Below are 12,914 nucleotides of genomic sequence, written 5' to 3' on the forward strand. Positions count from 1 at the left end.
TTACCGCAAGTACTTCACCGCAACTTCAAGCGTTGCCGGCTGACTGAGTCGTGCCGGCAGGCCAGAACCTCAGGCCATTGCCTTGACGGCGGAGGCCAGGCGGCTCTTGTGGCGCGATGCCTTGTTCTTGTGAATGATTTGCTTGTCCGCAATGCGGTCGATCACGCTGGTGGTCTTTTGATAGACCTCGGTGGCCGCAGCCTTGTCACCGGCTTCGATGGCCTGGCGAACGCGTTTGATCGAGGTGCGCAGCATCGAGCGCAGGCTGGAGTTGTGCTTGTTGCGAACGACAGCTTGACGTGCGCGCTTGCGTGCTTGGGCGGTATTTGCCATGAGAATTCCGTATCGAGTAAGGCGAAGACATGTCTTGCAGCAAACGGTCTGGCGGGCCAAGTACCCTGAAGTACGGCAGAGCACGGCACGCGCCAGCAAGGCACCGGACAGGAGCTTCGCGAAGCCAAAGACTATAGCGGCAAATGCCCGTAAAATCAAGCCGACGCATCTCCACCACAACTGCCGCGCCTGCTCGCGGATCGAAAGGCTTTTATGAATCTGCTACGCGCGGCAGCGACCGTCAGTAGTTATACCCTGTTGTCCCGCGTGACCGGCTTGATCCGCGATGTGTTGATTGCCCGGGCCTTTGGCGCCGGAAGCATTACCGACGCGTTCTGGGTGGCCTTCCGGATTCCCAACCTGTTGCGTCGGCTGTTTGCCGAAGGCGCATTTGCGCAGGCCTTCGTTCCCATTCTTGGCGAAACCAAGTCCACCCGGACCACGGAAGAGGCGCGGGTGCTGCTCGACCGGGTTGCGTCCCTGCTGACCTTCGTGCTGATCGGCGTGACGCTGGTCGGCATCATTGCCGCGCCCCTGGTGGTCAGCGCCATGGGCAGCGGCCTGCGAGGCGCCGACCGCGCGTCGGATTTCGACGCGGCGGTGTGGATGACACGGGTAATGTTTCCGTACATCACCTGCATGTCGCTGGTGGCGTTTGCGTCGGGCGTGCTGAACACCTGGCGCCACTTTGCCGTGCCGGCGATCACCCCGGTGCTGCTGAACCTGTCGATGATCGCGGCCAGCATTTTCCTGGCTCCCCGGCTGGACACGCCGATCTACGCGCTGGCCATTGGCGTGGTGATCGGTGGCGTGCTCCAGCTGGCGGTGCAGTTTACGGCCCTGGCCCGGCTGGGCCTGAAGCCACGGATCTCGTTCCGCCTGAAAACCGCGTGGGCCGATCCAACCGTCAAGCGCATCATGCGGCAGATGCTGCCCGCAACGGTGGGCGTGTCGGTCGCGCAGCTGTCCTTGTTGATCAACACCAATATCGCCACGTGGCTCGCGCCCGGCAGCGTGACCTGGCTGTCGTTCGCCGACCGCCTCATGGAATTTCCGACCGCCCTGCTGGGCGCGGCGCTGAGCACGGTGCTGCTGCCCAGCCTGTCGCAGGCGCACGCCGCCGGCCGCAAGGAAGACTACAGCGCGCTGCTGGATTGGGGCCTGCGGCTGACGTTGCTGCTGGGTCTGCCGGCGGGGCTGGGACTGGCGCTGATGTCGGAAGGGCTGGTGAGCACGCTGTTCCACTACGGCGCGTTCAACGCGTCCGACGTGGCCCAGACGCGCATGGCGGTGATCGCGTACGCCGTGGGCCTGCTGGGCCTGCTGGCGGTCAAGATCCTGGCGCCGGGCTTCTACGCGCGGCAAGACATCCGCACGCCGGTCAAGATCGCGCTGGCCGTGCTGGTCGCGACGCAGTGCCTGAACCTGATCTTCGTGCCCTACCTGCACCATGCCGGCCTGGCGCTGTCGATCGGGCTGGGCGCCTGCATCAACGCGCTGGCCCTGCTGACCGGCCTGCGCCGCCGCGGCGTCTACGTGCCGTCGAAAGGGTGGGGCCCCTTCTTCATCAAACTGCTCGTCGCCCTCGCCGTCATGGGCGCCGCCCTGGCCGGCGCCAACACCTTCATCGACTGGCTCGCCCTGCAGCAACACGCATGGCTGCGCGTAGGCCTCCTGCTGGCCATGGTCTCAGGCGCGGGCGTGGTGTATTTCGCCGTGCTGTTCACCCTGGGCTTCCGCCCCAACCAATTCAAGAAAGGTGGAACGCCGTTGGCCTGAACGGTACGCAAAAGCCAAACTGCCCCGCAGTCCAACCGAAACCGTGGCCACCAAGCGCAAGTCGCAAAGCGACGAGCCGATCAGACAAGGGACACAGCGGAACCGGCTTGACTCAAACCATAGAACCTCCGCCGGTCCGCCAGTGTCGCCCCTGGGGGAGGCGCGAAGCGCCCAGGGGGGGGCAACACTCCCCGCCTACAGCATGCCCACCATCAGCAACGCGACGATATTGATGATCTTGATCAACGGGTTGATCGCCGGACCTGCCGTGTCCTTGTAGGGATCGCCCACGGTATCGCCGGTCACCGCGGCCTTGTGCGCCTCGGACCCCTTGCCGCCGTGGTGGCCTTCTTCGATATATTTCTTGGCGTTGTCCCACGCGCCGCCGCCGGTGCACATCGATACGGCCAGGAAGAAGCCGGTCACGATGGCGCCCATCAGCATGCCGCCCACCGCCATCCGCGCGGCTTCCGGTCCCATCAGCACCCGGATCACGATCGCCAGCAGAATGGGTGCGAAGATGGGCAGGGCAGACGGGATCATCATTTCCTTGATGGCCGCCTTGGTCAGCATGTCGACTGCCTTGCCGTATTCGGGCTTGGCGGTGCCTTCCATGATCCCCGGAATCTCACGGAACTGGCGGCGCACTTCCACCACCACCGCGCCGGCCGACCGGCCGACGGCTTCCATCGCCATGGCCGCGAAAAGGAAGGGCAGCAGGCCGCCGATCAACAGGCCAACGATCACCGCCGGTTCGGCCAGTGAAAACTCCACGGCCTTGCCTGCGGCTTCCAGGCCGTGCGTGAAGTCGGCAAACAGCACCAGCGCCGCCAGTCCGGCCGATCCGATCGCATAGCCCTTGGTGACGGCCTTGGTGGTATTGCCGACGGCATCCAGGGGATCGGTCACGGCGCGCACCGACTCGGGCAACTGGGCCATTTCGGCAATGCCGCCCGCGTTGTCGGTAATGGGGCCGTAGGCATCCAGCGCGACGATGATGCCGGCCATCGACAGCATGGACGTGGCCGCGATCGCAATGCCGTACAGGCCGGCCAGGGCATAGGAGGCGATGATCGCCAGGCACACCAGGATCACCGGGGCGGCGGTCGACTTCATGGACACGGCCAGTCCGGCAATCACGTTGGTGCCGTGGCCGGTGGTGGATGCCTGCGCCACCGCGCGCACGGGGCCGTATTCGGTGCCGGTGTAGTACTCGGTCACCCACACCAGCAAGCCGGTCAGCACCAGGCCGACCACCGTGCTGCCGAACAGCCGCAGCAGGCTTTCAGTGTCGCCCAGCGCGCTGCCTTGGAACACCAGCGCGGTGATCGGATAGAAGGCCACCAGCGCCAGTACGCCGGCCACGATCAGCCCGCGGTACAGCGCCGCCATGATGCGTTTGCCCGGCCGCATCTTGACCGCGGCGCAGCCGACAATCGATGCAATGATCGAAAAGCCACCCAGCGCCAGGGGATACAGCACGGCTTCCAGGGGCGCTTCGACAATCACCAGCGACCCCAGCAGCATGGTGGCGATCAGCGTGACGGCATACGTTTCGAACAGATCGGCGGCCATGCCGGCACAATCGCCGACGTTGTCCCCCACGTTGTCGGCGATGACGGCAGGATTGCGGGGGTCGTCTTCCGGAATGCCGGCTTCGACCTTGCCCACCAGGTCGGCGCCCACGTCGGCGCCTTTGGTGAAGATGCCGCCACCCAGCCGCGCAAAGATGGAAATCAGCGACGCGCCAAAGGCCAGGCCGATCAGCGGCCGCAAGGCGTCATGCAGGCTGGTGATCTCGGGCGAGACGGGCCGCGTCAGCAGCCACCACAAGCTGGCCGCAATGCCGATGATGCCCAGCCCCACCACCAGCATGCCGGTCACCGCCCCGCCGCGGAACGCGATGGCCAGGGCCGGATCCAGTCCACGGGTGGCCGCCTGGGCCGTCCGCACGTTGGTGCGCACCGAGATGTTCATGCCGATGAAGCCCGCTGCCCCGGACAACACGGCGCCGACCAGGAAGCCGACTGCGCAGGCCCAGCCCAGACCCGGCACCAGGCCGATGATCAGGAACAGGACCACGCCGACGACGGCGATGGTGGTGTATTGGCGGTTGAGGTAGGCCTGCGCGCCTTGCTGGATGGCAGCGGCGATTTCCTGCATTCGGGGATTGCCGGCGTCTTGCCTGAGAATCCAGCGGATGGAATAAGCCCCGTACAGGACGGCAAGAATGCCGCAAAGCAGCGGAAACGCGAGACCCCAGGCCATATGACTCCTCCTTGTTGTTGTCACTGCCTATCCGCGGAAGACCGCGGAGCACATCAAACCAACAACCGTCGAGGGCCCGCGTGGGGCCGGGCCGGCGCGGCGCGCCAGCCTGAATCAAGAAGGGCAGCGCTTTCGCGCTGCCCTGGAAGTCACTGCATGAGGTGCCGGCTTATTTCACCGCCTCGAACAGTTTCGTCTTGATGTCGTCCACGCTTCCCACGCCAGCAATCTTGCGATACTGCGGTGCGCCGGGCTCGCCCGAGTCGGCCCATTGCGAGTAGTAGTCGATCAAGGGCCGGGTCTGGTCGCGATAGACCGCCAGGCGCTTGCGCACGGTGTCTTCCTTGTCGTCGTCGCGCTGGACGAGCGGCTCGCCGGTCACGTCATCGACGTTCTCGACCTTGGGCGGGTTGAACCGGGTGTGATAGGTCCGGCCGCTGGACAGGTGCACGCGGCGGCCGCTCATGCGTTCGATGATTTCGTTTTCGGGCACGTCGACTTCAACCACGTAGTCGATCGCCACGCCGGCCTGCTTCATGGCGTCGGCCTGCGGAATCGTGCGGGGAAAGCCGTCGAAAAGGTAGCCCTTGGCGCAGTCGGCCTCGAGCAGACGGTCCTTGACGAGGCCGATGATGATGTCGTCCGACACCAGGCCACCCGCGTCCATGACTTTCTTGGCCTCGATTCCCAAAGGCGTGCCTGCCTTGACGGCGGCCCGCAGCATGTCGCCGGTAGAGATCTGGGGAATGCCGAATCGTTCCTTGAGAAACGCGGCCTGAGTGCCTTTGCCGGCGCCGGGCGCTCCGAGCAAGATTAGACGCATTGATGCTTCCTGGTGGTGTTTGAATAATGGCTGACCGGATCACTGCGATCGGGCGAGGCCCTCGTTACAAGGGCAATGCTCGTCATTTTAGTTCGAATGCACGCAGTGAAACAGCATTGTGCGAATGGTGCAGAGAAGTGATGGTCAAAAGCTGCGATCGATGCATGTCGATCGCCCCCCAGCCCTGGACGCTCTCGTGCCCAAAAATCCTGTCCAAAACTTACCTTACGCTGAAGGGCCGGTCAAATCCCTGGACTACGGAGAGACCCGTAGATCGCCGGGCTGCGCCACCAGAACGCGCACCTGATCCAGGTCGGCCTGGGTGTCGACGCCGGGCGCGGGCGCGTGCTCGGTCAGGTGCACCTGGATCGAAAACCCGTGTTCCATGGCGCGCAGCTGTTCCAGCGATTCCCAGCGTTCCAGCGCGCCTTGCGACAGGGCGGGAAATCGGCGCAGGAAACCGGCGCGGTATGCATAGAGGCCAATGTGGCGCAGTGCGGGCAGGCCGGGCGCAAGCACCTGCTCGCCGCTCGCGAGTGCGTCACGGGCCCACGGGATCGGCGCGCGCGAAAAATACAGGGCGCGGCCATGCGTGTCGCAGACCACTTTGACCATGTTCGGATTGAACAGCTCGTCAGCTGATTGCAGCGGATGGGCGGCGGTGGCGATGGCGGCCGACGGGTGGCGGGCAAGCGCCTGGGCCACGTCGGCGACCAGCGTGGGGGAAATCAGCGGTTCGTCGCCCTGGATGTTGACGACGATGTGGTCGTCTGCCAGCCCGAGCTGCACACAGACTTCGGCCAGGCGGTCGGTGCCGGTGGGATGGTCCTCGCGCGTCATGAGGGCGCGAAAGCCGTGTGCTTCGACGGCCTTGGCAATCTCGGCGTCGTCGGTTGCGACGACCACGTCGGCGGCGCCGCTGGCGCGCGCCTTTTCGGCCACCCAGACGACCATGGGCTTGCCGCCGATGTCGGCGAGCATCTTGCCGGGCAGCCGCGTGGAACGGGCGCGGGCCGGGATCACAGCGAGAAAATTCATGGCGGAAGCATCAGCCTTAGGGGAAACATGGGCGCCGGGCCGTGAGCCAACCAGCCCGGGCCGGGGCGGGTCAAGGCAGGGCTGCGATGTCGGCTTCGTTGAGCACGCGCGCTTCGGATTCCAGCATGACGGGAATGCCGTCACGGATCGGGAAGGCCAGGCGCTGGGCCTTGCTCACCAGTTCCTGGCGGGTGCGGTCGTAGTGCAGCGGTCCTTTGCTGAGCGGGCAGACGAGGATGTCAAGCAGGCGTGTGTCCATGGAGTCGGGTATCCAGCCAGTCGAAGAATGTGGGATCGGACAGGTGCGCCGATACGGAAACCGCCCAGATGCGCGGATCGTTCAGATGCCCGCATTTTACGGCGTCCTTGTCGGTCACGAGCAGCAGGTCGACCGCCATATCCGAAAAAGGCGAGGTGGCGTAGTCGAAATGGTCGGGCAAGGCACGGGTGACGACGGGATCGATGCCGGCCTGGCGCAGGGTGGCAAAGAATCGGTCGGGGTGGCCGATGCCGGCGGCGGCGCCGATGCGGAGCGGCGCGGCAGCGTGGGGGTCGCCGGGGCGGGCGGAATGGACTCGGTGGTCGGGATGGGCTGCGCTGCCGGGATGGCCTGCGTCGCCTGGATGGCCTGCGTCATGGGAGTGCTCTGCGCTGTCGCGATGGCCTGCGTCGCCGGAATGGCCCGTCAGCCAGGTCAGCGGGCGGATCTCGCCATCGGTCACGCGGCGCAGGTGCGTCGCCACCAGACGCATGGTCATCCGGCGGGGTCGCGGAGCGGCGGCGTTGGCGCCCGGCAGGGTCGGCGATCCGGTGGGCGCGGGCAGGGACGGAGCGATGTCTGCAGGCGTGCCGGTTTCAGCCGCAGCCCCCGCCGCAGCCTCCGCCGCAGCCGCGGCCGCGGTGCCCGTCAGATTCGTCACGATCACGTCCACCGTGTTCTGCCGCGACGCCGGCTCCCGCAGCGGGCCGGCGGGCAGCAGGCGGCCATTGCCCACGCCCCGCGCGTCCTGCACGATCACCTCGACATCGCGCGCCAATGCCAGATGCTGCAGGCCGTCGTCCGACACGATCACATCGACCAGGGGAAAGTCGCGCCGAAGCGCCTGAGCGGCGAGCGCCCGGCGGGGATGCACCGCGACAGGAACGCTCGCTTCGCGAGCGATCAGGGCGGGTTCGTCGCCGAACAGGGCCGCATCCAGCGGGCCCTGGCCGGTGCGAGGCGTATTCGCGGATTCTTTCTCGAAGGGCAGGGCGCCATACCCGCGGCTGATCACACCCGGCGTCCAGCCGCGGGCGCGCAGGCCTTCCAGGGTGGCCAGCAGGAAAGGGGTCTTGCCGGTGCCGCCGACATACAGGTTGCCGATCACGATCACCGGCACGTCGATCCGGGTCGCCTGCTTCCAGCCCCTGCGGTAGGCGGTGCGTTTGCCGGCGACGACGGCGCCGGTCAGCCACGACAGGGGGGTCAGCAGTGACGCCAGCCACCCGCCGGTCTGCCACTGTCGCTGCAGCAGGTCTTTCATCGGCCGTTCATGACGCGCAGAAGCGCCGGACGCCCGGCGGCCGTCGCGATGGCCCGCAAGCCAGCTCCCCCGCCCACCCCATCAGCGCTTGGCGCCCGCGTTCGTGCGCGTGGTGAAGCCGACGCGTGCGATACCGGCCAGGCGGGCGGCCTCCATGGCGTTGACCACCGACTGGTGCGTGGCGCCCGCGTCGGCGTCGATCACCAGCGACGGCTCCGTGCGCCCCTGGACCGCGGCGCGCAAGGCCTGCGACAGCGTCTCGGCATCGCGGTACTGCAGCGCGCGGCCGTTCAGCGCATAGCGTCCGTCGGCGGCGACCGTGACGGTCACCTGCGGCGGCGCGGCGCGGGTTTCATTGCTGGCGGTGGGCAGCGTGATCGACAGCTGGCTGAACTTCGAAAACGAAGTCGAGGCCGCCAGGAAGATCATGATCACCAGCAGCACGTCGATCAGCGGGATCAGGTTGATCTCGGGATCCTCGATGTGGCGTCTTCTGCGAAAATTCATGGCACGTCGCCTTGCGTCAGGCCGAGCAGCGGCAGGTCACTCGTCATGCAGGGTGTCCACCAGGCGGATCGCCGCCTGCTCCAGGTCGTGCAGGTAGTCTTCGATGCGGGTGCGCAGGTAGCGATAGAAAACCATGGCCGGGATGGCAATGAAGATGCCAAAGCCCGTGTTGTACAGTGCCACCGAGATGCCCCTGGCCAGGGTCGACGGATCGTTGCCTACCGGCGAATAGGCCCCGAAGATGTCGATCATGCCGACCACGGTGCCGAACAGTCCCATCAGCGGCGCCACCGCGGCGATGGTGCCGATGGCGCCCACATGGCGGCCGAGGTCGTGGGCCACCGAATGGCCGGTGGCTTCCAGGGCTTCCTGCGTCGCGGACCGCGAGCGATTGCGATGGCGCAGGCCAGTTGCCAGGATGCGTCCCAGCGGGGAACTGGCGTCGAGCTTGTCGATGATGTCGGGCGTGATGCGCTTTTTCTGCACCAGCCCGATCACGTCCTCCAGGACGGCGGGAGGAAGGACACGCGTGCGACGCAGCGCGAGCAGGCGTTCGACGATCAGGGTCAGGGCGAGGAAAGACGTGGCGATGAGCGGCCAGATCGGCCAGCCCGCGTCGCGAATGATGGCGAGCAAAGATGCTCTCCTTATGCAGTGAAGGCGAGAATGTACGGCCCGGCGGGGCCCGATAGCAAGCTGACCACCGTCTGAAAGTATCCACAGATTCTGTGGATAATGGTGTGCACAAGTCGGCTCCCGGCCTGGAACCATGCGGCTCCAGCTAGGGTGCCTGCGTTGTGGGCTATGGGCGCCATGCATAAATTTTCAATGAAATCAAAAGCTTATTCGGTTGGGACAGGGCGTATGACAGAGAAATTACTTGACAACCACGACTGGCGCGCCTGTGGACAGGTTCTCGCCCGGAAAGCCTCATGAGCGCTACGTTTGCGGGCGCACACGACGGAATGTCGCGGGAAATTCTCACAATCTCTCAGCTCAACCGCGCGGTCGCGAGCTTGCTGGAACGCAGCATCCCCCTGATGTGGGTGCGCGGCGAGGTCTCGAACTTCACGGCGGCGGCCTCGGGCCATTGGTATTTCACCCTGAAAGACGGCACCGCCGCGGCCCGGGGCGTCATGTTCCGCGGCCGGGCCAGCCTGGTGGGCTTTACGCCCCGCAATGGCGACCAGATCGAGGTTCGTTGCAAGGTGTCGCTGTACGAGCCGCGCGGCGATTACCAGTTGCAGGTCGAGGCCATGCGCCGCGCCGGGCAGGGTGACCTGTTCGAGGCGTTCGTGCGCCTGAAGGAAAAGCTGTCGGCCGAAGGGTTGTTCGACGCGGACCGCAAGCGGGTACCGGTGGCGCTGCCCCAGGCGATCGGGGTGATCACGTCGCTGCAGGCGGCGGCGCTGCGCGATGTGCTGACGGCGCTGGCGCGCCGCGCGCCGCACGTGCCGGTGATCGTGTACCCGGCCCCCGTCCAGGGCGACGAGGCGGCCGGCCGGCTGGTGCAGGCCATCGTGACCGCCAACCGCCGCAAGGAAGTCGACACCCTGTTGCTGGTGCGGGGCGGCGGGAGCATCGAGGATCTCTGGAGCTTCAACAACGAAGCGCTGGCGCGGGCGATCCACGACAGCGACATCACGATCATCTGCGGCGTGGGCCATGAAACCGATTTCACCATCGCCGATTTCGTGGCCGACCTGCGCGCGCCGACGCCGACAGCGGCCGCGGAGCTGGCCTGCCTGCCGCAGTCGCAGTGGCTGGCGCGGGTCGCCCAGGCCGCATCGACCCTGACCCGCCTGCAACAGCGCCGGCTGGAACGGATGGCCCAGCGGGTGGACCGGCTGGCCGGCCAGTTGGTCTCGCCCCGTCAGCGGCTGGAACGCCAGCGTGAACGCCTGGCAACCCTGTCGCGTGACCTGTCGGGCGCCTGGCGCCATCTGCAGCGTGACCGCGCCGGTCACGTGGCGCTGCTGCGCCAGCGGCTGACGACCGAACTGCCAGACCCCGGCGCCTGCCAGGTGCAGGTGCGCGAACTGGGCCGTCGGCTGCGTCTGGCGGAAGCGGCCTACCTGTCGCGCCTGGCTGCGCGCGTCGACGGCCGGCTGGACCAGTTGCGCGCCCTGGGGCCGCAGCAGACCCTGGCGCGAGGCTACGCCATTGCCCGCGACGGCCGTGGCCGCATCGTGCGCGAAGCCGCCGCCCTGCAAGTGGGCGAGACGGTCGACCTGCACTTTTCCGAAGGGTCAGCCAAGGCGAAAGTGGCGCAGATCGCGCCCGACCTGCCGCTCGGTTAGGATCTTTTTGCCCAGCCTTAACCATTCGTCACGCGGGGGCATGACCCCTTTACGCGACAGTTGCCGATAAAATGCGGCGCTGTACCCCCTTGCTGTACCCCAAACACCACACAGGAGCTCTCAGATGGAACATACCCTTCCGCCGTTGCCATATCCCATGGATGCTCTGGCGCCGCACATCTCCAAGGAAACCCTGGAGTTCCACTACGGCAAGCACCACCAGACCTACGTCACGAACCTGAACAACCTGATCAAGGGCACCGAGTTCGAAAACGCGTCGCTCGAAGACATCATCAAGAAGTCGTCGGGTGGCGTGTTCAACAACGCCGCGCAGGTCTGGAACCACACGTTCTACTGGAACAGCCTGTCGCCCAACGGCGGCGGTGATGCATCGGGCGCCCTGGGCGACGCCATCAAGGCAAAGTGGGGCGATCTGGCCGCATTCAAGGAAGCCTTCAACAAGTCCGCCGCCGGCAACTTCGGTTCGGGCTGGACCTGGCTGGTGAAGAAGGCCGACGGTTCGGTTGATATCGTCAACACCAGCAACGCCGCGACGCCGCTGACCACGTCCGACGTGCCGCTGCTGACCTGTGATGTGTGGGAACACGCCTACTACATCGACTACCGCAATGCCCGTCCCAAGTACCTGGAAAACTTCTGGGCGCTGGTGAACTGGGACTTCGCGGCCAAGAACCTCGGCTGATTCCAGGGGCGATGCATGACTGACGCCGGAACGGGAAGCCTTCCTTCCGGCGCACGAAGCGACGCGCGGTGCATGGACCTTGCCTCTGGCAGTGTCCGCGCGCCGCGCTTTTTTTTGCGCTTGGTTGGTTTGCGCTCGTGTGGTTCCCACCCGAGCTTTTCGTACTCCTGACAGGCAGGACATTTCCGTGGCGCCACGCCGTTTCGATCCGCTGCGCACCCGCGCGCGCGGCACCCTTCGCCGCAAGCATCGGCAGATGCGGCGCGTTTCCCACAAAACCTTCCGGTATGCCCTGGTGCTGTGCGGCGCCGCGCTGGTCGCCTTGCTGTCACTCGCGTTTGCGTGGATGGCCGAAGTCGCACTGGCGTGGAATACGCGGTGGACCACGGCCGCGCCGTGGGCTGCGCTGATTGTGCTGCCCTGCGCGCTGGCGGCGATCCGCTGGCTGACGCTGCGGCTGGCGCCCTATGCACGCGGCAGCGGCATCCCGCAGGTGATCGCGTCCACCACCTTGCCGGTCGAAACCGGGCAAGCCGGGCTGGTGTCGCTGCGGCAGGCGCTGTGGAAGATTCCGTTGACTGCCGCCGCCTTGCTGGCGGGCGCATCGGTGGGCCGCGAAGGGCCGTCGGTGCAGGTCGGTGCGGCCGCCATGCTGGCCTGGGGCCGGTACTGGCAGGCCCGGGCGGGCGTGCGGCTGGGCTTTCGCGCGCATGAACTGGTGGCCGCGGGCGCGGCCGGCGGGCTGGCGGCGGCGTTCAACACACCGCTTGCCGGGGTGGTGTTCGCGATTGAAGAACTGGGCCGTGGGGCCGGCGTGCGGTGGGATCGGCTGGCGCTGTCCGGCGTGCTCTGTTCGGGGTTCATCGCGCTGGCCATCGCCGGCAACAACCCGTATTTCCACATTGACGATCCCATGCAATGGGCAAGCGCGGCCTGGGGCTGGACCCTGGCCTGCGCCCTGGTGAATGGAGTGCTCGGCGGCCTGTTCGCGGCCACCCTGATCCGGGGCCCGGCGGGCGTGGTGCCGACGGCCTGGCGTGCGTGGGTCGTGGCGCACCCGGTGCGGCTGGCGTTCGTGTGCGGCATCGTGGTGGCCGTGCTGGGATGGCTGACGCATGGCGAAACCTACGGCACGGGTTATGAGGCGTCGGCGGCCTTGCTCAATGGTCATCCGATCGAATCGCCGGGCTTCGGCATCGCCAAATGGGTGGCTACCGTCGCTTCGTACTTTGCGGGCATTCCCGGCGGCATCTTCACCCCCGCGCTGGCGATCGGCGCCGGCATCGGCGAGCACCTGGTGCAACTGGCCGGCCCGGTGGCCGACCCCCGCACCCTAGCATTGCTCTCGATGGCCGCCTTCCTGGCCGCCGCGACGCAAGCCCCGATCACCGCCAGCGTGATCGTGATGGAGATGACGCGCAGCCAGGACCTGATGTTCCAACTGCTGGTCGCCACCTTGCTCGCATCCCTGGTGTCGCGGCAATTCTGCCCCCGGCCCTTCTACCATGCGGTGGCGCTGCGTTTTCGCAAAGAAGCCATTGCCGATGCGCCGCGAGCGTCAAGCCCATAACTGTAAGTTATTGCTCGCGGCGCTTTCCAAACGCCCGGCTTTGCGCCTTAATACGCCTGGGGAAATTGGG

At 66.4% G+C, this 12,914-nt stretch carries 12 protein-coding genes; 4 read left to right on the forward strand and 8 right to left on the reverse strand.

The features are described from left to right. Positions 1-69: 69 nt before the first annotated feature. Positions 70-333: a 30S ribosomal protein S20 gene (gene rpsT / locus IE116_RS24160; protein WP_189616263.1), complete on the reverse strand. Its 264-nt coding sequence runs from the start codon at positions 331-333 to the stop codon at positions 70-72. A gap of 213 nt (positions 334-546) precedes the next feature. On the opposite strand from rpsT, the gene murJ reads away from it, so the two are divergent. Further along, the gene (gene murJ / locus IE116_RS24165; RefSeq protein ID WP_189616265.1) at positions 547-2,112 is read left to right on the forward strand and encodes a murein biosynthesis integral membrane protein MurJ; all 1,566 of its coding nucleotides are present in this window, start codon (positions 547-549) and stop codon (positions 2,110-2,112) included. 195 nt (positions 2,113-2,307) lie between these two features. On the opposite strand, the gene IE116_RS24170 is transcribed toward murJ, so the two are convergent. From IE116_RS24170 to IE116_RS24200, 7 genes are all read right to left on the reverse strand, one after another. Continuing rightward, positions 2,308-4,380, reverse strand: coding sequence for a sodium-translocating pyrophosphatase (locus IE116_RS24170; protein ID WP_189616267.1), 2,073 nt, complete (start codon positions 4,378-4,380; stop codon positions 2,308-2,310). A gap of 169 nt (positions 4,381-4,549) precedes the next feature. Beyond that, positions 4,550-5,203 carry an adenylate kinase gene (gene adk, locus IE116_RS24175; protein ID WP_189616269.1) on the reverse strand — a complete coding sequence of 218 codons (654 nt, stop codon included), beginning with the start codon at positions 5,201-5,203 and terminating at the stop codon, positions 4,550-4,552. Between the two features lie 255 nt (positions 5,204-5,458). After that, a complete protein-coding gene (kdsB, locus tag IE116_RS24180) occupies positions 5,459-6,241 on the reverse strand; it encodes a 3-deoxy-manno-octulosonate cytidylyltransferase (protein WP_189616271.1) in 783 nt (260 codons plus the stop codon). 70 nt (positions 6,242-6,311) lie between these two features. After that, positions 6,312-6,500 (reverse strand): Trm112 family protein, encoded by a 189-nt coding sequence (locus IE116_RS24185; RefSeq protein WP_189616273.1) that lies wholly within the window; start codon positions 6,498-6,500, stop codon positions 6,312-6,314. Then, the gene (gene lpxK / locus IE116_RS24190; RefSeq protein ID WP_189616275.1) at positions 6,481-7,764 is read right to left on the reverse strand and encodes a tetraacyldisaccharide 4'-kinase; all 1,284 of its coding nucleotides are present in this window, start codon (positions 7,762-7,764) and stop codon (positions 6,481-6,483) included. Before lpxK ends, IE116_RS24185 begins: the two co-directional genes overlap by 20 nt. Positions 7,765-7,845: 81 nt before the next feature. Continuing rightward, on the reverse strand, positions 7,846-8,271 hold the full coding sequence (locus tag IE116_RS24195) for an ExbD/TolR family protein (protein ID WP_189616277.1): 426 nt from the start codon (positions 8,269-8,271) through the stop codon (positions 7,846-7,848). Between the two features lie 36 nt (positions 8,272-8,307). Continuing rightward, positions 8,308-8,907 (reverse strand): MotA/TolQ/ExbB proton channel family protein, encoded by a 600-nt coding sequence (locus tag IE116_RS24200; RefSeq protein ID WP_189616279.1) that lies wholly within the window; start codon positions 8,905-8,907, stop codon positions 8,308-8,310. A gap of 296 nt (positions 8,908-9,203) precedes the next feature. On the opposite strand from IE116_RS24200, the gene xseA reads away from it, so the two are divergent. The 3 genes from xseA to IE116_RS24215 all read left to right on the forward strand — a co-directional run bounded on the left by xseA (position 9,204) and on the right by IE116_RS24215 (position 12,844). Continuing rightward, positions 9,204-10,571: an exodeoxyribonuclease VII large subunit gene (xseA, locus tag IE116_RS24205; RefSeq protein WP_189616281.1), complete on the forward strand. Its 1,368-nt coding sequence runs from the start codon at positions 9,204-9,206 to the stop codon at positions 10,569-10,571. A gap of 124 nt (positions 10,572-10,695) precedes the next feature. Continuing rightward, positions 10,696-11,274: a superoxide dismutase [Fe] gene (sodB, locus tag IE116_RS24210; RefSeq protein ID WP_189616283.1), complete on the forward strand. Its 579-nt coding sequence runs from the start codon at positions 10,696-10,698 to the stop codon at positions 11,272-11,274. A gap of 181 nt (positions 11,275-11,455) precedes the next feature. Then, positions 11,456-12,844, forward strand: a complete 1,389-nt coding sequence (locus IE116_RS24215; protein ID WP_373303110.1) for a chloride channel protein — start codon at positions 11,456-11,458, stop codon at positions 12,842-12,844. Positions 12,845-12,914 lie beyond the last annotated feature (70 nt).

The sequence above is a fragment of the Pigmentiphaga litoralis genome (assembly GCF_014651835.1).
GTDB classification, from domain to species: Bacteria; Pseudomonadota; Gammaproteobacteria; order Burkholderiales; family Burkholderiaceae_B; genus Pigmentiphaga; species Pigmentiphaga litoralis.